Origin of the sequence: Rossellomorea sp. GCM10028870 (assembly GCF_042666755.1) — a bacterium.
GTDB lineage: Bacteria > Bacillota > Bacilli > Bacillales > Bacillaceae_B > Rossellomorea.
This window is the reverse complement of sequence record NZ_JBHTGN010000001.1, coordinates 1,101,562-1,123,862: the sequence shown is the minus strand read 5'-3', so window position 1 is coordinate 1,123,862 and position 22,301 is coordinate 1,101,562. Positions and strand designations below refer to the sequence as shown.

General features: G+C 39.5%; 25 protein-coding genes and 1 pseudogene. 20 read left to right on the top strand and 6 right to left on the bottom strand.

Going from position 1 to position 22,301, the window contains the following annotated elements; genetic code table 11:
• Positions 1-227: 227 nt before the first annotated feature.
• From ACFQWC_RS05910 to ACFQWC_RS05895, 4 genes are all read left to right on the top strand, one after another.
• Positions 228-692 (top strand): GNAT family N-acetyltransferase, encoded by a 465-nt coding sequence (locus ACFQWC_RS05910; RefSeq protein WP_299736974.1) that lies wholly within the window; start codon positions 228-230, stop codon positions 690-692.
• A 62-nt stretch (positions 693-754) separates the two neighbouring features.
• Positions 755-892 (top strand): hypothetical protein, encoded by a 138-nt coding sequence (locus ACFQWC_RS05905; RefSeq protein WP_299736976.1) that lies wholly within the window; start codon positions 755-757, stop codon positions 890-892.
• A 7-nt stretch (positions 893-899) separates the two neighbouring features.
• Entirely contained in the window at positions 900-1,322 is a 423-nt protein-coding gene (locus ACFQWC_RS05900; RefSeq protein ID WP_377106452.1) for a GNAT family N-acetyltransferase, read from the top strand.
• Between the two features lie 11 nt (positions 1,323-1,333).
• Positions 1,334-1,465, top strand: a complete 132-nt coding sequence (locus ACFQWC_RS05895; protein ID WP_299736980.1) for a hypothetical protein — start codon at positions 1,334-1,336, stop codon at positions 1,463-1,465.
• A 40-nt stretch (positions 1,466-1,505) separates the two neighbouring features.
• Here the strand turns inward: ACFQWC_RS05895 and ACFQWC_RS05890 are convergent, their stop codons facing one another.
• The 3 genes from ACFQWC_RS05890 to ACFQWC_RS05880 form a co-directional block, all read right to left on the bottom strand.
• Positions 1,506-1,901 carry a sporulation protein gene (locus ACFQWC_RS05890; protein WP_377106450.1) on the bottom strand — a complete coding sequence of 132 codons (396 nt, stop codon included), beginning with the start codon at positions 1,899-1,901 and terminating at the stop codon, positions 1,506-1,508.
• On the bottom strand, positions 1,901-2,038 hold the full coding sequence (locus ACFQWC_RS05885; protein ID WP_377106448.1) for an FbpB family small basic protein: 138 nt from the start codon (positions 2,036-2,038) through the stop codon (positions 1,901-1,903). The genes ACFQWC_RS05890 and ACFQWC_RS05885 overlap by 1 nt, the downstream gene beginning before the upstream one ends.
• A 294-nt stretch (positions 2,039-2,332) precedes the next feature.
• Complete coding sequence (locus ACFQWC_RS05880) at positions 2,333-3,052, bottom strand: DUF3784 domain-containing protein (protein WP_377106446.1); 720 nt, start codon at positions 3,050-3,052, stop codon at positions 2,333-2,335.
• Between the two features lie 234 nt (positions 3,053-3,286).
• Here ACFQWC_RS05880 and ACFQWC_RS05875 point away from each other — a divergent pair, with 234 nt between their 5' ends.
• Together ACFQWC_RS05875 and ACFQWC_RS05870 are read left to right on the top strand one after the other, a co-directional pair.
• A complete protein-coding gene (locus ACFQWC_RS05875) occupies positions 3,287-3,709 on the top strand; it encodes a DUF1801 domain-containing protein (protein ID WP_377106444.1) in 423 nt (140 codons plus the stop codon).
• Between the two features lie 196 nt (positions 3,710-3,905).
• A complete protein-coding gene (locus tag ACFQWC_RS05870; protein WP_299736990.1) occupies positions 3,906-4,541 on the top strand; it encodes an FMN-dependent NADH-azoreductase in 636 nt (211 codons plus the stop codon).
• Positions 4,542-4,701: 160 nt separating this feature from the next.
• Here ACFQWC_RS05870 and safA read toward each other — a convergent pair whose 3' ends face one another.
• Positions 4,702-5,331: a SafA/ExsA family spore coat assembly protein gene (gene safA, locus ACFQWC_RS05865; protein WP_299736991.1), complete on the bottom strand. Its 630-nt coding sequence runs from the start codon at positions 5,329-5,331 to the stop codon at positions 4,702-4,704.
• A gap of 233 nt (positions 5,332-5,564) precedes the next feature.
• On the opposite strand from safA, the gene ACFQWC_RS05860 reads away from it, so the two are divergent.
• The 3 genes from ACFQWC_RS05860 (at position 5,565) to ACFQWC_RS05850 (ending at position 7,641) form a co-directional block, all read left to right on the top strand.
• Positions 5,565-6,203, top strand: a complete 639-nt coding sequence (locus tag ACFQWC_RS05860; RefSeq protein WP_377106441.1) for a hypothetical protein — start codon at positions 5,565-5,567, stop codon at positions 6,201-6,203.
• Positions 6,204-6,729: 526 nt separating this feature from the next.
• Positions 6,730-6,900, top strand: a complete 171-nt coding sequence (locus tag ACFQWC_RS05855) for a tRNA U-34 5-methylaminomethyl-2-thiouridine biosynthesis protein (protein ID WP_377106437.1) — start codon at positions 6,730-6,732, stop codon at positions 6,898-6,900.
• A gap of 15 nt (positions 6,901-6,915) precedes the next feature.
• Positions 6,916-7,641 (top strand): HAD family hydrolase, encoded by a 726-nt coding sequence (locus ACFQWC_RS05850; RefSeq protein WP_377106435.1) that lies wholly within the window; start codon positions 6,916-6,918, stop codon positions 7,639-7,641.
• A gap of 39 nt (positions 7,642-7,680) precedes the next feature.
• Here ACFQWC_RS05850 and ACFQWC_RS05845 read toward each other — a convergent pair whose 3' ends face one another.
• Positions 7,681-8,151, bottom strand: a complete 471-nt coding sequence (locus ACFQWC_RS05845) for a hypothetical protein (RefSeq protein ID WP_377106433.1) — start codon at positions 8,149-8,151, stop codon at positions 7,681-7,683.
• A gap of 140 nt (positions 8,152-8,291) precedes the next feature.
• Here ACFQWC_RS05845 and ACFQWC_RS05840 point away from each other — a divergent pair, with 140 nt between their 5' ends.
• A complete protein-coding gene (locus ACFQWC_RS05840) occupies positions 8,292-9,026 on the top strand; it encodes a nucleotidyltransferase domain-containing protein (RefSeq protein WP_377106431.1) in 735 nt (244 codons plus the stop codon).
• A 52-nt stretch (positions 9,027-9,078) separates the two neighbouring features.
• On the opposite strand, the gene ACFQWC_RS05835 is transcribed toward ACFQWC_RS05840, so the two are convergent.
• Positions 9,079-9,474: a sporulation protein gene (locus tag ACFQWC_RS05835; RefSeq protein WP_299737006.1), complete on the bottom strand. Its 396-nt coding sequence runs from the start codon at positions 9,472-9,474 to the stop codon at positions 9,079-9,081.
• 380 nt (positions 9,475-9,854) lie between these two features.
• On the opposite strand from ACFQWC_RS05835, the gene ACFQWC_RS05830 reads away from it, so the two are divergent.
• The 10 genes and pseudogenes from ACFQWC_RS05830 (at position 9,855) to ACFQWC_RS05785 (ending at position 22,243) form a co-directional block, all read left to right on the top strand.
• On the top strand, positions 9,855-11,978 hold the full coding sequence (locus tag ACFQWC_RS05830; RefSeq protein WP_377107250.1) for a peptidoglycan D,D-transpeptidase FtsI family protein: 2,124 nt from the start codon (positions 9,855-9,857) through the stop codon (positions 11,976-11,978).
• 251 nt (positions 11,979-12,229) lie between these two features.
• A complete protein-coding gene (locus ACFQWC_RS05825; protein ID WP_377106429.1) occupies positions 12,230-14,125 on the top strand; it encodes an IucA/IucC family protein in 1,896 nt (631 codons plus the stop codon).
• Positions 14,112-16,097 (top strand): IucA/IucC family protein, encoded by a 1,986-nt coding sequence (locus ACFQWC_RS05820; protein ID WP_377106427.1) that lies wholly within the window; start codon positions 14,112-14,114, stop codon positions 16,095-16,097. The genes ACFQWC_RS05825 and ACFQWC_RS05820 overlap by 14 nt, the downstream gene beginning before the upstream one ends.
• 2 nt (positions 16,098-16,099) lie before the next feature.
• A complete protein-coding gene (locus ACFQWC_RS05815; RefSeq protein WP_377106425.1) occupies positions 16,100-17,311 on the top strand; it encodes an MFS transporter in 1,212 nt (403 codons plus the stop codon).
• A 3-nt stretch (positions 17,312-17,314) separates the two neighbouring features.
• Positions 17,315-18,538 (top strand): type III PLP-dependent enzyme, encoded by a 1,224-nt coding sequence (locus ACFQWC_RS05810; RefSeq protein ID WP_377106423.1) that lies wholly within the window; start codon positions 17,315-17,317, stop codon positions 18,536-18,538.
• A 72-nt stretch (positions 18,539-18,610) separates the two neighbouring features.
• Positions 18,611-18,775, top strand: a complete 165-nt coding sequence (locus ACFQWC_RS05805; protein WP_377106421.1) for a hypothetical protein — start codon at positions 18,611-18,613, stop codon at positions 18,773-18,775.
• A 173-nt stretch (positions 18,776-18,948) separates the two neighbouring features.
• A pseudogene (locus ACFQWC_RS05800) lies at positions 18,949-19,579 on the top strand (nucleotidyltransferase family protein).
• Between the two features lie 270 nt (positions 19,580-19,849).
• Entirely contained in the window at positions 19,850-20,332 is a 483-nt protein-coding gene (locus tag ACFQWC_RS05795; RefSeq protein ID WP_377106419.1) for a YjdJ family protein, read from the top strand.
• A gap of 195 nt (positions 20,333-20,527) precedes the next feature.
• On the top strand, positions 20,528-20,929 hold the full coding sequence (locus tag ACFQWC_RS05790) for a MerR family transcriptional regulator (protein WP_299739542.1): 402 nt from the start codon (positions 20,528-20,530) through the stop codon (positions 20,927-20,929).
• A 42-nt stretch (positions 20,930-20,971) separates the two neighbouring features.
• The gene (locus ACFQWC_RS05785) at positions 20,972-22,243 is read left to right on the top strand and encodes a hemolysin family protein (RefSeq protein WP_299737020.1); all 1,272 of its coding nucleotides are present in this window, start codon (positions 20,972-20,974) and stop codon (positions 22,241-22,243) included.
• The last annotated feature ends 58 nt before the right edge of the window (positions 22,244-22,301 follow it).

Below are 22,301 nucleotides of genomic sequence, written 5' to 3'. Positions count from 1 at the left end.
AGAGGATATCTATTACAAACTGGACGATTCCATTCGATTATTAAACCCTTCCCCAAAGCATGGAGGAAAATCGTAATAGCCTGGGGCCATTTTCAAGAAGCAAACCAGGGGTGAGGTAAAGTCGATCCCCGAAACCACTCCTCTACTGCATTGGGACCGTCCTGAGACTGTAGTAAGGGAAATCAGGAACCGCTGGAAATAGTTTAAAAAGGGGAGGCACTCATTCAATGATTCTATTACAACCAATGAAAGACCATGAATATACTCTTTGGATTCAAGATTCTATTAAAGAATACGCAGAAGAAAAGACGAAAGCCGGTAACTTCCAGAAGGAAACTTCATTGGAACAGGCTGAAAACGAATTTAATCAATTACTGCCGGATGGACTGGAGTCTAAGGATCATTATTTGTTTACTTTAATTGATGGTGACAATCAGGAAGACGTAGGGACTTTATGGATTAACGTACAGGAGGACGGTAAAGAAGCATTCATTTATGATATTAAGATTCATGAAAGCAAAAGAGGAAGGGGATATGGTAAAGAAGCCTTAAAGTCCCTGGACTCACTTGCAAGGGAAAAAGGTATTTTGAAAATAGCGCTCCATGTATTTGGTCATAATAAAGTAGCTCTTTCCTTGTACCAGAATTCAGGGTTCAAAGTGACCAATGTCTTGATGTCAAAGTCTCTTTAAGTTTGAACAAAGGGCACCACTCCAATCCGGTGTCTTTTTCTATGTAAAGGAGGCCATGCAACTTGACTGCATCAAGTGAAACATTCAGTTATGAAGACAGTTATTTTTTTATTGGAAATACCGGAATACTAATCATTGGAATGGTTGTACTAATCCTGGTAATCGTATTCATTTCCTTATTCTTAATGAAAAGAAAGTAGGAGCGTCATGAGAAACGTAGCATATGCGCATATAGACGATTTAGCATCTCTTATACAAATTGATTGTCAAGTGATCGGAAGCGGAAGCAGACAGGAGCAAATCCAGGAAGCAATACTGGAAAAGAGATGTTTAGTTGTTAGAAATGGAAAGACTGCTGCCGGGTTTCTTATATTTAACACCCACTTTTTCGATAACACTTTCGTCTCTCTCATCATTGTTTCACCGGAGGAAAGAAGAAAGGGGAATGCCTCTTTACTATTGAAGCATGTTGAAAAAATTGCGCGGACAGATAAAATTTTCTCGTCTACTAATCAATCAAACCGGCAGATGCAGAGAATATTTGAAGTTAACGGCTATTCACAAAGTGGGATGATTGAAAACCTGGACCCTGGGGACCCGGAGATTGTTTATTATAAACAAAGGAAATAGGAGGTCATGGAGTGGTTATCATTTTAGCCATTTTTCTATTAATCTATTCATTTGATTTCACGAAATTCAGAAAGCAAAATCAAACCATGATTGAGCAGAATGAAAGAATTATTGAACTTCTCGAGGAAATTAAAGAGAAATGATACTTATTCGAAGAAGGCTCACCATTATGAGCCTTCTTCTTCAGCTTTGGTCAATTGTAATATAGTCCTCATCCAAGCTTTCCACACCCTGATCGAATGTCAGCTTGGTCTTGAAGAGGTAGCGAACCCCGTTTTCTACAGAGTAAGGGAGAGTTTCTGGAATTCGATACGTAAAGGAGAGTTTGTTACACTCCTCTGCTTGAATAATGTCTGATTTTAGTACAGTGGTAGAATCAATGATTTTCTCTTCTTTACCGTTATTATCAAGCATCACCAAATCACATTCGACCCGCCTCAGCTTTTGTTCGATGATTCCACCTTCCAGAAAGAAGTACCCATGCAGGAGTTCTCCTTGCTTAAAAGAGGTTTTCGGTAAAACGAGATCGATTTTTGCAGAGCCTATACCCAGTAACGACATATATTTACGTAGTATCATTATGGATTCTCCTTTTCTGTAGAGATATGTTTTTGATCTATTCTTTCTTCGATTTTTTCCATCTCATTTTTATCATTCAGAATTTCAGTTTTATTTTGTTCAATTAATAGGGAAAGGTTATTTTTCAATTTTTTCATTGTCCATTACTTCCTTTCAAAGTGAAGTGATATAGAAAAAGACCGTTACCGAAATTGGTAAAGGTCTTTTTTGGACATATATAAACCTTCACCAACTGGTAAAGGTCTCGCTAACAACATGGTTGTCAATAAAGCCGAGAGTGATACACTCTGTAATGACGACTTTATTGTTACAGCTACTCCCCTTTAGGAGAATATTAAATTATGAGATTATCATAACCGATGGATGGAGGGTTGTCAATGAATTTGAATTTGGATATCGGGGTGAAGTGGAGAGATTTTATATCCCGTTACCTAGTCAATGTTTTCATTCAATTCATCATACCACTTCTTGGTTTCTCCAGGGTTTTCACCATTCAAAAAGATATGTTGATCATTCACCCTTATATAAATATAAGGAGCTTCCTTGTGTATAAATAACAAGCTTTTCCCATAACCTTTCACTTTAAATTGTCCTTTAGCCATGGTGGAAAGACCGAATCCGTTGACTTTCCAGGTAACTTCAGGCATATCTTGTATAAACTCAACCGTTTCAACCTCTTCAAGCTGCCACGCTTCTCCATACAAACCAGTGACCTCAAATTTCTCATCTTTAACGATCAAATCATATTTTTCATACCCGAGATAAGTGAGAACACTCACAAATCCTAAAACAACCACAAACAAAGTAGAACTAATCCAGAAACTTCTCTTCCTTTTGCCTGAAACCTCAAATTTGGATAGATATACTAACCCCCCCATTAAGAAGACAAGCATAAAACCAAATTGAACTTCTATTACAAATGGAAAAGAGGTGAAAGCAAGGGGAAGAAGGATAAGCATTCCGACCGCAGTATAAATCAATAAAGACCCGGTCTTTTTGGGATAGCCATTTTTAATCAACTCTTCTTGTTCTGTCCTACTCCGCGTCACAAAACCCGAAATCAGCCAATAATTTTTTTGGGCTCGGATCGCCCAACCTAATAATGAAAAAAGAATAATAACCATTAGTTGAATCCCAATCAGGATTCCCATTCACGTTCCTCCACTCAGTTTATCGTTAGTATATTTACGATTTTATATTGATATGGTTTCAATTATTCGGTGTTATTCGGACGATAAATCAAGTATTGACGAATAAACTCATTTTCGATTAACCAATCCCGTGCATATTAAATGCTTAACTTAACGCTGGATGCAGGAATCGAGATGGAAAATAGAGAACTATGTGGTTAGAATAAAATGAGAGCATCAGAAAGGGGCAGTCGAATGTATGAATTGAAAACAAGACAAAATGACAGCAGTGTGATCGAATTTATCGAAGCAGTAGAGAACCCTAAAAAACGCGAGGATGCCTATAAATTGCTGGATATTTTCACAGAGACGACGGGGTTTGAAGCAAAAATGTGGGGACCAAGCATTATCGGGTTCGGTTCTTATCATTACAAATATAAAACAGGACATGAAGGGGATGCTCCGTTAGTCGGATTTTCACCGAGGAAAGCGAAAATAAGTCTATATTTCGCCCCTGGGGATCCAGAGAGGGAAAAGGTATTGAATTCATTCGGTAAACATACAACAGGTAAAGCTTGCGTGTACATAAACAAAGTAGCAGATATCGACCAAGCAGTATTGAAACAATTGATTAACCAATCGATGAGCTTTCTACAGAAAACGTACCCAAATCCATAAACAGGATAATCAGGAGGAATTAGTCTAAATACCATGACTAATTCCTTATTTTTTTATAGGTTGAAGCTTTATATTTGATATTAAAGAAAATATCCTATAATATTAATCTCGAATTAAAACTATTTCAGTTCGAGGCAATAACGGTAATGTCATTGAACTGGATGATGAATTCACAATCAGAAAGGGACGATTCAACATGACAAAGGTTTTATACATTACAGCACATCCGCATGATGATACACAATCCTACAGCATGGCAGTAGGAAAAGCATTTATTGACACATATAAACAAGCAAATCCGACGCATGAAATTGTGAACGTGGACTTGTACAAAGAAAACATTCCTCAAATTGATGCTGACGTGTTCAGTGGTTGGGGGAAACTGCAATCCGGTCAAGGATTTGAAGAGCTTTCTCAAGAAGAACAAGCCAAAGTAGGGCGTCTTGGAGAACTATCCGATCAATTTGTTGACGCAGACAAATATATCTTTGTAACTCCATTCTGGAATTTCTCTTTTCCTCCAGTAATGAAGGCATATATTGACTCTGTATCTGTTGCAGGGAAGGCATTTAAATATACAGAACAGGGACCTGTTGGGCTACTGACGGACAAAAAAGCTCTTCATATTCAAGCTCGTGGAGGTATCTACTCTGAAGGTCCAGCTGCAGCAATGGAAATGGGGCACCGCTACCTTGACGTGATGATGCAATTCTACGGAGTTCCTTCATTCGAAGGCTTATTCGTCGAAGGTCACGCAGCAATGCCTGACAAAGCTGAAGAAATCAAAGCAAATGCGATTGCAAGAGCAAAGGATTTAGCACAAACTTTCTAATTGTAAGAAAGGGTCAACTACGGTTGGCTCTTTTTTAATTACGTAAAAATGATACTATTTTCACTTTAAATTCGTATGAGAGCATACATAAGGGAGAATAGAGGTTCTTCTCAAAAGCTGAAAAAAGAGAGACCCCATAATGATAGAGGGTCTCTTAGCTTTATCTCTTTATAAACATTTGCGTCCAATAATGACCGTACGATCCACCCTTCACATAACCCACTCCGATTTCTGTATAAGTTGGAGAAAGGATATTTTTTCTGTGTCCTTCGCTGTTCATCCATGCTTCAACTACTTCGGCAGGTGTTCTTTGCCCAGCGGCAATGTTTTCCCCTGCTGCTTGATAGGAAATTCCGAAATCCTTCATCATTTGGAAAGGAGATCCGTATGTTGGGGATGTGTGGCTGAAATAGTTCTTCGCAATCATGTCTTCTGACTTATAACGTGCCACACGTGATAATTCCCAATTTTCCTTCAGTGGTGGTAAACCGACTTTTGATCGTTCCTGGTTTACTAGTTTCACCACCTCGTATGTATAGCTTTCAGCGGTACGATTTGCTCCTGGAATGATAAGGCTTTGTCCTGGATAAATCATGTTTGGGTTGCTGACATTCGGGTTTGCCGAGATTAACTCAGATACACCCACCTGATGCTTTACGGCAATCTTCCACATTGTGTCTCCATAGCTCACAGTATACGTACCTGCTGCGGAAACCTGAGAAGCTTGACCAAAACCAATGACAAAAGTGACAGACAACAATAAGATAGATAAAAGTTTTAAAGTTTTCATAGTTCTATTGAAATATAATTCTGTTAATTTTGAAACAGGTAGTTGTTACCACCCCTCTATAAAACCTAATAAATAAGCAAATAGTAAATTTTACTAGAATTTAAAGACGGTGACTATTTAATTAGTTTTTTGATATACTGGAAAAAATTGAAACCTTTTCCTTTATATGATCGTAAAACAAGAAAGGAAAGATAGTAACTCTTCCCACGTTCATTTCAAAGGGGGACTTCATTATGTGGATCAATTTATTCTTCATCGTTATCTTCATCCTCGGAATCGTGTATCTTATTCGGTTTCGATTAAACCTAAAATATGCTGCAGAAAAAGCAGGCAATGCCCACTTTCCAACAAGCCAGGAAGATATGAACAGTATTGTTATACCGAGCGAGTTCAAGGTGATGCAGCCTTTAACAAAGGAAACAAAATCTTATCTGTGGGTGAAATGGGGAACGGTAGGTGTCATTAGCCTGTTAACGGTTTTATTAACGGTTGTATACTGGACCGATATGCTTCATCAATCTATTTTTAGTATCGTCCATCTCTTTTTCATTTTGATCAGCTCCATTAAACACCGCGGGAATTTTTATTTGTTACATGAGGGACTTATACTCAATGGATACTATGTTCAATGGGCCAGGGTGAAAGGGTATAAAGTAGAGAAGATCATTAAGTGGCACGAGCTTTACGGCCTCGATGACAAAATCAATCATGGCTATAAATTAGAGGTGAAGTTGAAAAAGAAATGGTTCCAGCCTCAATTTGTAGTGGTTAGAGATCAGGTACAATTGGATCGCATTCTAACATTATTAGAAAAGCATGGAGTGGAGAGCATAAGAGAAGCATCCCACACTCCAGTATCTAAGAATGTATAACGTTACTCGTAAACGGAAAGGATACTGACATTTTTCAAGACATTTCCTCGGGTTCCTTCCATTTTCTTCAGCAAGCAAAACGTCTCGATTTTCATCTGTGATCAACTTGGCCACTGTAGGAGAGGAATTGTGAATTGTAATCTACGAATAGCCTAATGGCGGCACTCTCTGCGAATAGAATCATATACATACTACTGGCACCGGGACTCATCACAGGACTAGGGTTGCTTCCTCTAATCGAAAACACAAATAGAGTGAACATTAGTAAAGGTAAAACAAAATTAGTCCCTAAGGAGATGACAAGATGACCTGGTTAAATCGGAATGATTTATTAGCACCTTCCAACCCGTATGCTGCAGTGTTCTTTGGAATAATACTCACCCTCGTGGTTGCATTTAGTATTTGATATGAAACAAAACAAAAACGAATAGTGTTCATTGCAATCGTAACAGGTGGTTTAACAACCGTTCTTGGGGTAGGTTTGCTTACAATGGTTGGATTCTATTAAAAAGGGTGGTCAATAGATATGAAATCACTTTTTTTCGTAATTGTCGGTGCACTTTTAGGATGGGGGATCACAGGTTTTTTCACTAACGGATTTGAAACGGATTATCTTTTTATCCTAATTATTGGCTTGGTTATTGGGTACAGCATAGGTAAAAAAAAAGAAAAAGAAGAAATTACTGAATCAACGTAAGGGAAGTGTAACTGTATGGAACATCTAGATCTTGGACAATATGATTTATTATTGTTTGACCTCGATGATACTTTGTTTGATCACTCAGAGGCTTTTGAAAATGGATTAGTAGATACGATCCAGCAATTTCATTACTTACAGAAAATCGGCCACTCTGAATTCATCCAAACCTTTACAAAGCATAATCATCTTTTATGGCCGAGGTTTTCATCCAACGAGTTAAATTTTCATGAATTTTCATTAATAAGAATTAAGAACACTTTTAAGGAATTGAACGTCTCAGCGGAGAAGGAAATCTCTCTAAAATTCGTGAAAACATTTCAATCCTCTTACCTTGATCGTATCAAACCTTATCAGAAGTTGAACGAATTCTTGTTTGAATTGAGTAACAGTGTGGGGTTGGGAATTGTCACAAATGGAACCGTGTTTAATGCCTTTGAAAAGGTAGACCGTCTTGGGCTGTGCGGTATATTTCCAGGCTCTTCCGTTATTGTCTCGGAAAAATTAGGGTTCTCGAAGCCAAATATAGAAATTTTCCAATATGCCCTGAATGTTTTTGGGAGTACTGCTGATAGAACCCTCTTTATAGGAGATAATTATTTCACGGATATCTTAGGGGCGAAATCGCTAGGCTTAGATACTTTATGGATAAACAAGTATGAGTATGAGTGTCCACAAAAAGAACAGCCTGACTATATGTTAAGACATTTGTTCGATTTAAAAAATTCAATAAAACAATAAGGAGTCGAATAAGCTTGCTCATTCGACTCCTCAATATTTTTATGACGTTTCGAGCTTCTCTTGAAATTTCATCATCTTACTCTTTGTTTCCTGTACCAATCCTTTTAAGGGTTCAGTATCAGGTTCATCTTTTTTTGCTTCTGCAATTAAAGGATACAGGCTTTCTTCTATATTCTTATAATCCTCAGGATACTGTTCCTCGACCAACTTCTCGATTTCATCCCATTTTTCTTCAACCATCATTCCTTGTTCATTCACCTTTTTTGCATCACTTGAAGCATTCGTAAGACTCATATTTAACTCCTCAACGGCTTGAAGAGTATCACTCACACCTGACTTTAGGTCTTCAGCTGCAGTTTGTTCTGAAGCACCATCCCCGGATGTTGTCTCGGATTTAGGTTCATTTGCATCTTTCATTTTATCTGCCTCTTGATTGTCGTCAGAGGCTCCACAACCCCCAAACAGAAAGCTACTTACTAAGATGACAGATAATACATTTATTTTCTTCACAAGATATTCCTCCTTTTGAACTCATTATTCCCAAATAAGGAGTGGAGAAAACGAGGTAATTTGGATTAGATTTCCTATAAACCTGAGAAAAATAAAGTATACTATACTCATTACCACTTAATCGGAGGGAGTTGTAAGTAATGAATGTAAGAAAGCCAGAGGAAAGACTGCCTGCGAATGAAGCAGCTTTGAATTTTGTTCTAGAAAACTTTCCAACCTGTCAGGCAGCACTTCTTGGAGGCAGCGTTGTAAGGGGAGAGGAGACAAGCACATCCGATTTAGATATTGTCATCATTGACGATACTACTTCCTCAGAATTCCGGGAATCACTTATCGCACAGGGCTGGCCAATCGAAGCCTTTGTCCATAACTTAAAAACCATCCGAGACTATTTCCAATCAGACTGTCAACGAGCCCGCCCATCCCTGCCGAGAATGGTCTCAGAAGGAATTCCCATCGTCGATCATCGCATCATCCATACCCTCAAAGAAGAAGCAAATAAACTTTTGAGGGACGGACCTCCAAAATGGACTATTCAGACGATCCATATGAAGAGATATTTCATTACAGATGCATTGGATGATTTTATTGGCTCAACAAATAGAGGGGAAGGTATTTTTATTGCGGGAGCATTAGGGGAATCCCTGCATGAATTTGTACTCAGGACAAATGGTCGCTGGATAGGTGCATCGAAATGGGTTGTTCGATCCCTAAAGGAATATGATCAAGACTTTGCTGATGAATATGTAGAGGCGTTCGAACAGTTTTACCGTAATGGGAATAAACAAGAAATTGTTAGATTAGTAGATTCGGTATTAGAACCACACGGCGGGAGATTATTTGATGGGTTTACATTAGGCAAGAATGAGGGATAAGGATTCAACTAAAAAGCCCTTCTGCTAAGAAGGGCTCATAATTAAACTATCGTTATACTAAAATCTGAAATTCATCATGATCGACACTGTTTACACCATCGTCAAAGACAAGTCGGGTGACGAACTTATAAGAGACTGTATCACTACTTGGAGGAAATGAATCTGAAAGTCTGCACGAAAAGTGAATGGTGCGTTGTTCGTTTGCTTTCATCGTTGATGAGCTTAATATGGTATTGTGATGAAGGACAGATGAGTGATCACGATTCTGATCATACTGCAAAAGGTCTGTTTCAATTCTTTTCAATTTCTGCTCAACACGTCCGCCAGTTAGTTCATATTCCCCTTTGATCACGTCCCCCGGGCGAAACTCTTTCTTATTTAATACCAAATCAATCTTTGTTGCACCTATACCGAACCTGCACATCAATTTACTGAACATAACTGTCATTCAACCTCTCATTCATCTAGTTACCAATTCTACGCAATTAGGAGAGCTTTGGTTTCACTTTTCTTCATCTTTTCTACGACTATATTCTAAAAGAAAAGAAGCCCTCTTGTCTATAATCCTTCTTCGACATATTTCGCGAATTTTTATAAGTATTATAGTATTTCCCAGCATCCATTCTCCACACTTTTCTCCAGATAATGAATCATACCCCTAATGAGTATATAAATTGGAATTTGTTCCATAAAGAGGTAGAAATATAGTCTGAATTTCTATAAAATAGGACTAGAACATTATCATATTTTGGTAAAATACTAGCTTAAGAAGGGGTCATTCAATTGAAGGAAAAGAAGAAAAAGAAAAAAACCCATGTGCCATTGAGAATGAATCTACTGTTTATTTCGGTCTTTTTTCTATTTTCACTTCTGATTCTTCGTCTTGGGATTGTGCAAATCGTGCAGGGGAACCATTATGAAGCAGAAGTGGCGAGAACGGAAAATGTGAAATCCCATAATGGTACACCACCTAGGGGGAAAGTCTATGATCGGTATCGCAATGTAATCGTGGACAATGTACCTTTAAACGCAATCACCTATACCAGAACACAAACGACGAAGCCCGAGGATATGCTGAAAGTAGCAAGAAATCTGGCAGAGTTAATCGAAATGAAAACAGACAAAATCACTGATCGGGATCGGCAGGATTTCTGGCTTCTGAGTCATCCAGATAAAGCAGAAAAACTTGTTTCAGAAGATGAATTGAAGAAACTGGAAGACGATGAAGATCTTACAAAAGATGATGTGAATAAAAAGGTATACGAAATGCAGCTGGAACGGATCACCGAAAAGGATATCAAATCTTTCACCAAACAAGAAGAGGAAGTCCTGGCTATATTCCGCGAGTTCAATACCGGCTATGCCCTCACGCCTCAAATCATCAAAAATAAAGATGTCTCCATGGAAGAAATGGCGAGAGTCAGTGAACGCCTGTCAGAATTGCCTGGCGTGAATGTTACCACGGACTGGGAAAGAAAATATGTGAATGATAGCACATTGAGAACGATTTTAGGAAGAGTCTCGACATCGCAACAGGGGCTGCCAAGTGAGCTTGTCAATGAATACAAAGCTCAAGGATATGCACTTAACGACCGTGTTGGAACCAGTTATTTCGAATCACAGTATGAAAACGTCCTAAAAGGTCAGAAGGAAGAAATCGAATATATCACGAAAAATGGAAGCGTCCTTGATACACAACTCGTCAGCGAAGGGCATAGTGGAAAAGACGTAGTATTAACCATTGATCTTCAGTTGCAAAAAGAGATTGAAAAAATCGTTGAAGAAGAGCTAAGCAAACAGGCCTCCCAATACTGGGAGTCTCCATTCCTGGATCGTGCTTTTGTTGTCATGATGGATCCACACACGGGGGAAATCCTTTCCATGGTTGGAAAGAAATATGGCAAAAATGCTGATGGCAAGACGGAGATGCAGGATTATGCTCTAGGGACTTTCACTTCGGAATATGGGGTGGGCTCTGCTGTTAAAGGTGCTACTGTGTTGACGGGGTATATGACTGGAGCGTTGAATGTTGGGGAAGTACTTTATGATGAGCCGATTAAAATAAAGGGAACGAAAGTCAAGAAATCTTGGTTTAGTGGTTCAAGATACTTGAGTGATATCGGTGCTCTAGAAATTTCATCCAACGTGTACATGTTTAAGACAGCTTTCAAAATAGCAGATGCCACTTATCGTCGTGAACAACCATTGAATATAAATCCCGAAGCATTTGACATTATGAGAAGTTACTACAGCCAGTTTGGTTTGGGAGTCAAAACGGGAATTGATCTTCCTGGAGAGGTAGAGGGGCTAAAAGGGAACGAAATAAAACCAGGTAAACTCATGGACTTTGCCATTGGTCAGTACGATTTGTACACGCCCATGCAGCTGGTTCAATACGCTTCCACCATTGCAAATGGCGGCTACCGGATACAGCCTCATATCATGAAGCAAATCCGCGAACCCAGTCAGGAAAGAGGGAAAGTAGGGCCTCTTCTCTATGAAAACCAATCTAAAGTTTTAAACAGGATAGATGCAACGGAAAGAGAGATACAACAGGTCCAAAGAGGGTTTTATCAAGTCACTCACGGAAGTAATGGTACTGCGACTAACTTTAGAAATGCAGCTTATGACGCTGCAGCAAAATCAGGAACGGCAGAAGCGTTCTATTATAGCCCGGAAGAAAAAAGACAATACGAAACATTCAATACCACATTAATCGGCTATGCCCCATACAACAACCCGGAAGTAGCCTTTTCAGTCGTATTACCATATTCACACCAGAACAAAGATCCATACGTAAATAAAACCATCGCCAAACGGGCAATGGACAAATACTTCGAGCTGAAAAAGCAATACGAAAAAGACGGATACTTCGACTCATCAACAGAAGAAAAAGTCCGTAATGCTGATCAGCTTGAAGAAACGGAAGAACAAGAAACACAAGCGGAATAAATAAAAACGCAATCCTTTGCAGAAAAGGGTTGCGTTTTTATTTATATCAAATGATAGTCCTCTCTAACCTACGTTCTAAAACTCCTGCAATCTGCATAACTTGAAGGGCGATTATGAAGCAATCACTCAAAAGGTCATTTCACGCTAAGGGACTATTTCCTTATTTCCGTATATTAGATTGACAATGAGAATCATTTTCATTTAAACTTTGTAATTGAAAACGATTCTCACTAAAAAAAGGAGGAGCACAGATGACCACTCTGTCCTCACATCAGCGAATTTTTATAAAAGAGACCGATGTGCAAAAAATACTCAAAGAAAAGTTACCAATTTCTCAAAAACGCATTCTTCACAAACTGGTTCAAGCGATCGTTCGAGAAAAGGTAATCGACTACACGGAGGAAACGTCAACCAATGACGTAAAATTACTATACATAAAACCCTCACACAACATAATAATCAAGGTTCCCATAAAGCATACCTATGCACTTGGACACATGGATATTGAAGATCCCATTACTATAGAAAAAGAAAACACTGTCCATTCAATCAATACTCCTTCTCAGTTAATAGAGGAATTGATCGAGGGACGGACCTCTGAATCTGGTAATCTGAAGCAACTTAAAATCGAACTGGAAAACAGTGTCACGAATGATGCTTTAGCTTTAACTGCTGAGAAGTTGAGACGGGGAGGGAGCATAGCAGTGAGTACCCTTAGGTATTTACAGCAAGGACAATCTTCAAACGCATCATTCAGTCCATTGACGTTTTTAGAACAAATGGTCATTGAGGGACATACCCTCCACCCTTGTTCAAAGACAAGACTTGGTTTATCGAAAAATGAAGTGATGATGTACGCTCCAGAATGGGGAAATAAGGTGGATATCATTCCCCTTGCTATCCATAAAAGCATATCGTCATTCTCCAAAATAACCGATGGACCTTCAATGACAGACGTATTATTGAAAGATTATCCATACCTGGAAGAAGCATTCAAGGGGAATATAACCCGACTTCACCTGGTACCCGATGAATACGAGCTCATTCCCGTTCACCCATGGCAATTCGAACACACTGTAAAAAAACATTACAGAACAGAATTGAAACAGAAATTGCTGATCCCGATCGACACAGCGATTCCCTATCAGCCACTGATTTCGTTCCGATCATTAGCGCCAAATAATCGGACACATCATCACATTAAAACAGCACTCAACGTTCAAATGACGAGTGCCAAAAGAATCGTTTCACCGACATCCGTCAGGAACGGACCTGTTATATCAGAAATGTTGGATACCATCTCCAAACACGACTTAGAGATAAGGAATAAAATTAACTTTCTATCTGAAAGCAGTGGAGGGCATTACCAATCCCTTCAAAAGGGAGCGTCGCTAAATTTAGAAAAAAACCTATCTGCTCTAATAAGAGAAAATCCAGAAAAGAATCTAACGAACGAGGAAATTGCTGTTCCAGGAGCCTCACTCATAAACACCTCGCCAGTAACCGGGAAGGTGTTGGTTGTGGAACTTATTGAAGAATGGTCAAAGAGACAAAGGATTTCTACAGAGAATGCAGCTGCTCGCTTCATTCAAAAATACGCAAGTACTTTGACCCCTGGTCTCATAAGCTTGATCGTAAAGTATGGAATCAGTCTGGAAGCACATCTCCAAAATGCACTCATTATTTTCGAAAATGGGACTCCGACGAAACTATCGATTCGTGACAATGGAGGCATTCGTATTTTAGAAGATCGGACTCGGACGTTTATCGAAAAAGGGAGAATCAGCAACGAAACCAACTTACTCACGACAGAACCATTAGATCTATATAAAGTGTTCTCACATGCCGTCATTCATAATCACTTAGGAGAAATCATCGTGAGAATAACCAAAGAGCTAAAGATTTCTGAAACTCTTCTATGGCAACAGGTTTCTGATGTCATTCAATCCACCATGGATGACTTAAAAAGCCAAGAGCTTCACAAAGAAAATGCAGCTCATTTTGAACAAGAATTATACAGTACAAGAACGTATTTAAAGTCACTGATAAAAATGAGATTATCCGATACGATCACAGAAAATATGTATGTTTCGGCTCCTAATCCATTAATTCAAGGAGGAAAGGAGAATACCATTGAAACTGTATAAAAATCATCTATTAGCAGAAAGTCAGTTTCTAGGCGAAGAAACTCAATGCCTGAACTACCTGAAAGAGAAGCAACCCCATTTGGTTGCCTACTATAAAGAGCATCTGGATAAAGGGAGACAGACGATCCTGAACAAGCTTGCCTCCTCTTTATTAAGAGAAGACGTGAACTCACTATACTCTGATTCTGTTCAACTGAAGAAGATAGGTTCGGTTTATGTCACAAGCCTTTTGAAAGTGTATAAAAAGTGGGAGCCCTTTTTGCATCAGCTTCAAACTGTAGAATTAAGGGAGGATCTTTCATATAGAATGAAGTCTTTTGAGGAGTACATGATTCTGTTCCCAATCAGGGATGAACTCGCCTTTCGAAGAGTCACTCTTGAAGGGGATGTTTTATGGATCTCGAGAGATTCCCATGGGAAAGTAAAGACGGCAAGTGAACTGATTTCTCTTTTAGAGCTTTCTGATGAGGGATTTAAACTTAGGCAAGAACTTGATAATGGAACGGCTAATCAATCACTCGGATATGCCGCGAATGCCCAATGGATAGAGAGCGTGAAAAAAGAAATGAGTAAGTCCCCTTGCCCGTCTTCCCTGGAATATGTTAGAAGGAAGAAACAGGAGGAACCCCTATGGAGCCCGCTTTCATTCTATGAGCAGATGAGTTTAGAAGGACATCACTTACATCCTGGTTCAAAAACCAAAACGGGCATGTCACCTGAGCATGTTGCCACGTATTCGCCGGAATTTCATCAAACGTTTAAGATTTGCTTTGTCGCTGTCAAGAAAGAATGGGTTGAAATGACGGAAGCCGAGCCCAATATAATAGAAGAAACGTTTTCAGAGATTATGCCATCCTACCATGCATTTATGATAAATAATAAACTCAATCTCAATAACTATCAGCTTTTGCCTATTCACGAATGGCAGTACAAACATGCTTTATATCCACTTTATCAAACAGAAATTAAGAAGGGGATTATCATCCCGATTGAAACTTTATCTGTCGTATGTGAGGCGACTTCATCATTTCGCACTGTCCTGCCTCAGAATAACACCACTCGGTTTGTTAAACTGGCTGTCAATAGTCAGATGACTTCCACTGTAAGATCGATCTCAAGTCAGACTGCCTTAAACAGTACGGTTTTCACGAATATGATGAGTGAAATATTAAATGAAGAAAGAGAGTTGACTTCTTCTTTTCTTCCACTAAATGAAATAGCAGGGTACACATTTAAATCAGAAAGGAATGATCAAAGGAGAAATCTGACCGTCGTCATAAGAGAAAATCGGGAAGAGGATCTGGATGAACAGGAAGTGATGATCACCGGGAGCAGTTTATACGCCATCTCACCTTTTTCCAATCGTACCATTCTATCTGAACTACTGGATGAATATTGCGAGCATCAGAAATTATCTAAAGAAAGAGGAGCCAAGTCATTTTTTAAAGACTATTTATCTGTTACTATACCAGGTTTCCTCACCTTCTTGACAAAATATGGAGTTGCGTTGGAAGGTCATTTGCAGAATAGTCTCCCTGTGTTCAAAAACGGTAAACCTGTGCGCTTTTACTTCCGGGATTGGGGAGGTGCAAGAATCTTCAAAAAGAGATTAGATGCTCAACATCTATTTCCGGCCTTTCATCCAGGCAGTATCACGATGACAGACCATATAGAAGAAATGTACTCAAAAGCCCACTACACGATTTTCCAAAGTCACTTTGGGGAGATCATCCGTCTTCTTGTAGAAGCTTCAGGTGTCTATGAAGGTGAGTTCTGGACGTTGGTAAAAACGGCTTGTGAAAATACATTTACATCTCTTTCCCAGACAGTTTCCGGCAATGTAGAAGAAGACAGAGCATTTTTATATCAGAGAGAAGTAAAGCATAAAGCATTAACCAGGATGAGAATGAGCCCTTCAGAAGGATACCTATACAGTCAAGTTGTCAATCCATTAGGAAAAGAAGAGAGCTGAAAGTGAATTCTTTTCCTGTTCAACAACATTTCGCATTAAAATCACGACCTTTCCGACGCTTCTTGTACGGGAGCTTCTTTGTACGAACGACAGATTGGATGGATCTGACCATCCTCAACTGGATCGTGTACGAATGGACCCATTCAGCAGTAGCGCTAGGAATTGTGAATGCATGCAGGCTGCTGCCCGTTTTCCTTTTTTCCGTATCAGCAGGAGTGGCAGCCGACAAATATAATCGACGAAACTTACTTCTCATCCTATATAGTGGAATCTTTCTATCTACCATTTCAATTGCTCTAATAATTGGGCTACAAGCATCGTTCTACTTATTACTCTTCGCCGTAACAATACGGTCCATTTTCATGAGTTACGAAGTGCCGATTCGTAATGCCCTGTTGTCTGATATCGTTCCTATTGAAATGCTTGGTAGTGCCATTACCTTACAAACGACGTGTATCAACGTTGCAAGAATGATTGGTCCAGCGTTTGCAGGTGTTCTCCTAGGGTACTTCACGGCTGGAGATGTGATGATCGGAGTCTCGTTTGGGACACTCCTGGTCATTTTATCATTAATGACCATTCCCGCTCCTCAACGGGTTAAAGGGAAGAGAGAAACGCAAGGGAAGAAATCATTAAGTGAAACCTTCCATTACATAAAAGGGAAACCCGGAATACTGGGTATCATGTTAGTGGCTGTAGCTCCAATGATTTTCGGTTTTCCCTATACGACAATGCTTCCCATTCTATCGAAAGAGTTGATGGGTCTCGGTCCAGCGGGTTTTGGATTGTTACTTTCCATTTCTTCTGCAGGTGCGATCGCAGCTACTGGGATCTTGACATTCCGACAACCGAGGATGGGAGGGCGTTGGCTGATTTTGTCCTCACTTTCCTTCGGAGCAACCTTACTCTTATTTACAGTGATGAGTCGTTATTATTTTATAGCTCTGGGCTTTATGTTCTTAGTGGGATTCGCAAGTCAATATTACAGAACGTTAAGCAGAATTCTTATCCAGGTGAAGGTGGCAGATGAGTTTAGGGGCAGGGTATTGGGCATTGCCCTGATGGACAGGGGCTACATTCCCCTCGGGGCCATCCTGATCGGGTTTATCGCCAGTTCATTTGATGCTTACACGGCCGGACTTTCAATGGGAATCGGAACCATCCTATTCACCATCGTCGTTGTCCGCAGTAATCGAAGTTTATGGAAGGAGTAATCTATGATTTCTAAAACCGTCAGCGCATATCTACCATTACTTCTTAGCAATAGAAAAGAAGATCCCATATGTGCCTATATCTATGACATTTACAAATTAAAAAAACATGTTCAACATCTGAGAGAGTCGTTGCCTTCATACTGTTCCTTATTTTATGCGGTCAAAGCAAATCCCGACATGAAAATCATACAGGCTTTGGAAGGGTACATTGATGGATTCGACACAGCTTCAGAAGGGGAACTCGTCAAGATCCTGGATCTCACTGATAAGCCCATTATCTTTGGGGCACCTGCAAAAAAAGATAGTGAACTAGAGTATCTATCCAAGGGAAATCTTCACTGTATGAATATAGAAAGCGAACGGGACATGCATCGGTTGAACCGCTTAGGATCCGTTACAGGAGAAAAGCTTCCTGTCCTCATTCGTGTAAACAGTACCTATCAGGTGGCCAGGAGCTCTCATAAAATGACTGGGGTTCCGACTCAATTCGGAATAGAAGAAGAAAGGATTCCTACTCTATTAAATGAACTGTCAGACTATCCTTACCTTGAAATAAAAGGCTTTCACTTTCATGCGATGAGTAATAATCTCGATGCCCGGGATCACCTGGAATTCATACAATCCTGCCTGAAGAAGATAGTGGAGTGGAAGGCTGTGTTTTCATTACCTTCTGCCACTACATTGAACGCAGGTGGAGGAATTGGAATAAACTACCAAAACCCAGAAGAGCCATTTGATTGGGAAGCCTTCGCGAATGGTTTGCAGCAAATGGAAGCTTTATTTACTCATGAGGGAATCCAGCTGATATTGGAACTTGGCAGATATATGGTAGGTGATTGCGGATACTATGTGGCAGAAGTAATGGATGTTAAGCGAAATCATGGTGAGCATTTTGCACTGATAAGAGGAGGGACTCATCATTTACGATTGCCTGCAGCGTGGAAAATGAGTCATCCCCATACGATTTATCCAGTGGACATATGGTTTGATGAACCACTGCCCAGACCAGAGATAAGGGAAGAACACGTTACCGTTTCCGGTGAGTTATGTACCCCCAATGATGTCCTAATCCGAAAGGGTTACGTAGAAAGATTGAAAGCCGGAGACTTAATCGTATTTTCGATGGCAGGAGCGTATGGATGGACCATCTCTCATCATGATTTCTTATCGCATCCCCATCCTGAATTTCATTACTTGGAAGAGCACCTGGACAAGGTTGATTTTTAAAAAACATGAAACTTTTTCCTATGTTCATCCGTATATATAGAAAAAGATCTTTCAAGGATAGGAGTGAAGCGGATGCTATGGTGGATAATTTTCATTGCCGTTGGATTCGGTATAGTAAGTGGGATTCTCAGACGTAAATTCTCTCAAAATACATTTGAATCAGGAGATCATAACGAAAGACAACTGCAGGAAGAAGAACGTGTGAAAGCAAGCAGTTGGTTTACCGGGGGGCAATGATAAGAAAATGTCAGGAATAGCTTCCTGGCATTTTTATTTTGACAACCAATACCCACTGGTTGAATGAGCTGAATAGCAAATCAGAAAAAATCCTTTTGATCCCGTTTTTCATGGTAAAATAAGTTAAAACCGTACAAGTCAGACCCGTGAATTCATTCAGGGGAATGTCTTCAATGGTATACCAAAAGAACAAAGGGGAGAAGACCGTGATCAAATCTGAACAGGACATTTTGGATTTAGTGAGAAATGATTCATGGATGATGAGTATCCTTGAAACCGCACAATCCCTTCATCTGCCCGACTGGTGGATCTGTGCTGGGTTTATAAGGACGAAAGTGTGGGATACACTGCATGGGTATTCGTATAAAACGGACTTGCCGGATATTGATGTCGTGTATTTTGATGCTTCGAATACAGATGAACATTTCGAAAAGTACCTGGAATCCAAATTGAAGGAGAAAACACCTGTCGAACCGTGGTCCGTGAAAAAACCAGGCCAGGATGCATATTATAAATGGAGAAGCACCCTATAGCTCAGCGATTGATGCTGTATCTCGTTTCCCAGAAACTGCTACCTCCATTGCATTGACATTGAACGAGAATAATGACCTTATTTTAGCAGCACCCTGGGGGATACAAGATTTACTTTCCCTACAAATAAAGCCGACTCCACCTTTTACAGAAAAAGAGGCATTGGCCTCTATATATGAAAAAAGGTTGCTGGAAAAGGATTGGAATACGAAGTGGCCGAAAGTGAAAATCCATGGTACCAATGGATTTTTGTGGGAAGTGAAGCAAGAGTGAATTTTCTTCCTTAAAAGGAGATTTGATGTAGAAGGTTATTACATATGAGTTACTATTCACTTTCTTTTTTGCTATTTAAAGTTTATCAGTTGGAGTGACCTTCATAGTACTGTTCATAGCTTGATATCTTTCAAGCGGTCACATTGGTCATTCTGTTACATATCGCTTATAAGAATTCAATTACAGGGGGAAATCCTCGATATTAAACGTTTTTCATCTTGAAAACAGAGCGTTTTTTGAGGTCCGTCCCGCCTAGAAAAGGAGAAAGTTATGTCGATTAGGTATTGGTCACAAGTAGGGATTGGGTTGGTTGTACTGGGATTTGCGTCTTTGGTCTCCTGGTATGAAGGGAGTGCTTTGTTGGATAACTCTTGGGAATGGAGGTATTCGGCTCCGTTCAGTGAGATGATTCATGACAGTGTTCAAAGTTCGTATGATATTGTAGCCCTTGATTTCTTTGTTTATGCTGCCAAGTTTTCGCCACTCTACCCTGGCATGATGATAATCAGTGCCAGTTATCTTTCAATTCTGATCGGATTTCGGTTATTTAAACAATCAGGTTTCCGGATTTTCACAGCACTCCTTGGTGTGATCGACCTTTCGGTAAGTTTCATCATCTCCTCTTCCCCTACTGCAGGAGGGAATATTTTATTTTGGTTATTTCTTTCGGTTGGACTATTTATGATAGTGGTCGCGAGCGTCCTTCACTTATTGCCATATATACAAATGAAAAGCCATTTCAACCAAAATTAAGAGGGATCCATATCAAATAGAGGGACGGACCTCAATTTGACCATATTTCATGTTAAATCTCTTGAAATTTAGCAACTTCACTCTAAAAGCAGGTCATATTTTGAGGTCCGTCCCTAAACCGTAACGTTTAACTGTACGGTTTTATCAAAATGCAGTATACTACTCTAGAGGTGATAACTTGGGAAATCATATCGAATAGGCGAGCTATCGAAGATAAGTGAAGTGTCCAAGCGGACCATTGATTATTACACGAAAATGGGTTTATTAAAATGCGACCGGTCAAACAATAATTACCGGTATTATAATGAAGAGACATTAGCCGACTTGAAGCTGATTGAACAGTGTCAGCAGATGAATATGACATTGCATGAAATCAAAGATCGTTTGATTTTGTTGAAATCCGAGCAGGTAGATCAATCTTTACTTGAAAATCAAGTGAAGCATATACGAAATGAAATGAAGCATTTGCATAATGAATTGCATGAGGTCCTGCAGGCAATGGATACATTGGGGGATGAGGACCGTAAGCGCATGTTAAAACAAGTTTCCCCACAAGCTTTGGCCTTATTCCAAACATTAATGGTTTTTTCTGGTTAAACCAGCATAATAGATAAACAACTACAGGAGAGTGACTTTTTTTTGGACGATATACCACTGAATTCATTAGTATTATTAGGAGCATTAATTCTTTTATCTGCCTTTTTCTCATCGGCGGAAACAGCATACTCCAGCGTGAACAAGATCAGACTTAAGAATTTCGTAAGTGAAGGAAGAAGAGGAAGCATCAAAGCGCATTATATTGCAGAGAATTTTGATAAAGCACTGTCCACGATATTAGTCGGAAATAACATCGTGAACATCGCTGCAGCCAGTATCTCAGCAAAGCTTGCGACAGATATTTTTGGAGGTAACACGGGCCTTGTCATCAGTACGTTTGTCATGACATTGTTAATTCTGATTTTCGGAGAAATACTGCCTAAATCATTGGCAAAAGAAAATGCTGAAACCTATTCCCTGACCATATCCGGCGTGCTGTTCTTCTTAATAAAAGTCCTAACACCGATCAACTTCTTTTTTATCAAATTAAAAGAGTTGGTATCGAAGTTCTTCTCGAAAAATCACGAGATGCCTTCTGTCACAGAGGAAGAATTAAAAGTGATGCTTGATATTAGTGAAGAAGAAGGAGTCATCGATAAAGAGGAAAGAGAATTGATTCACCGCTCGATGGACTTTGATGATATCCTTGCAACCGAAGTCCTGACACCACGGATCGATGTCAAGGCTGTTGAAGTGAATCAACCGATTGAAGAAATTAAGGAAATGTTCTTTGAAGAGCGATTTTCACGAATTCCCGTTTACGAGGATCATATTGATAATGTGATCGGAATTCTTTCAGAGAAAGAGTTTTTTACACACTTGATCAAATTCGGTGAAGTAAACATCCGGGAACTGATTCGTGAACCAATGTTTATTTTTGAATCTGTCAAAATTTCTTCCCTTCTTACTAAGCTTCAAAAGAACAATGTGCATATGGCCATTGTAGTAGATGAGTTTGGTGGAACAACCGGAATCATCACCCTTGAAGATATTTTGGAAGAAATTGTAGGGGAAATCTGGGATGAGCAAGATGAAAAAACACATTCCATGAGAAAAATCAGCGATAAAGAATATACATTCGATTCGCAATATCAATTGGATGAATTTACAGAGTTACTTGATGTACCAGAGCCCGAAAGTTCTTATCATACACTTGGTGGATGGGTCGTTGAAAGCTTTGAAGATCTTCCATCAGAAGGTGACAGCTTCGACTATGAAAACTTAAAAGTGAGCGTAGAAGAAGTGGATAACCGCCGGGTACGTACGATTAAAGTTGAAATACTAGAAGAAAAAACCGAAGATATTGTTCAGTAAGCAGGAAATAACAGGCTCTTCATTGCCTGTTATTTTTTTGGTTCATTATTGATAGAAG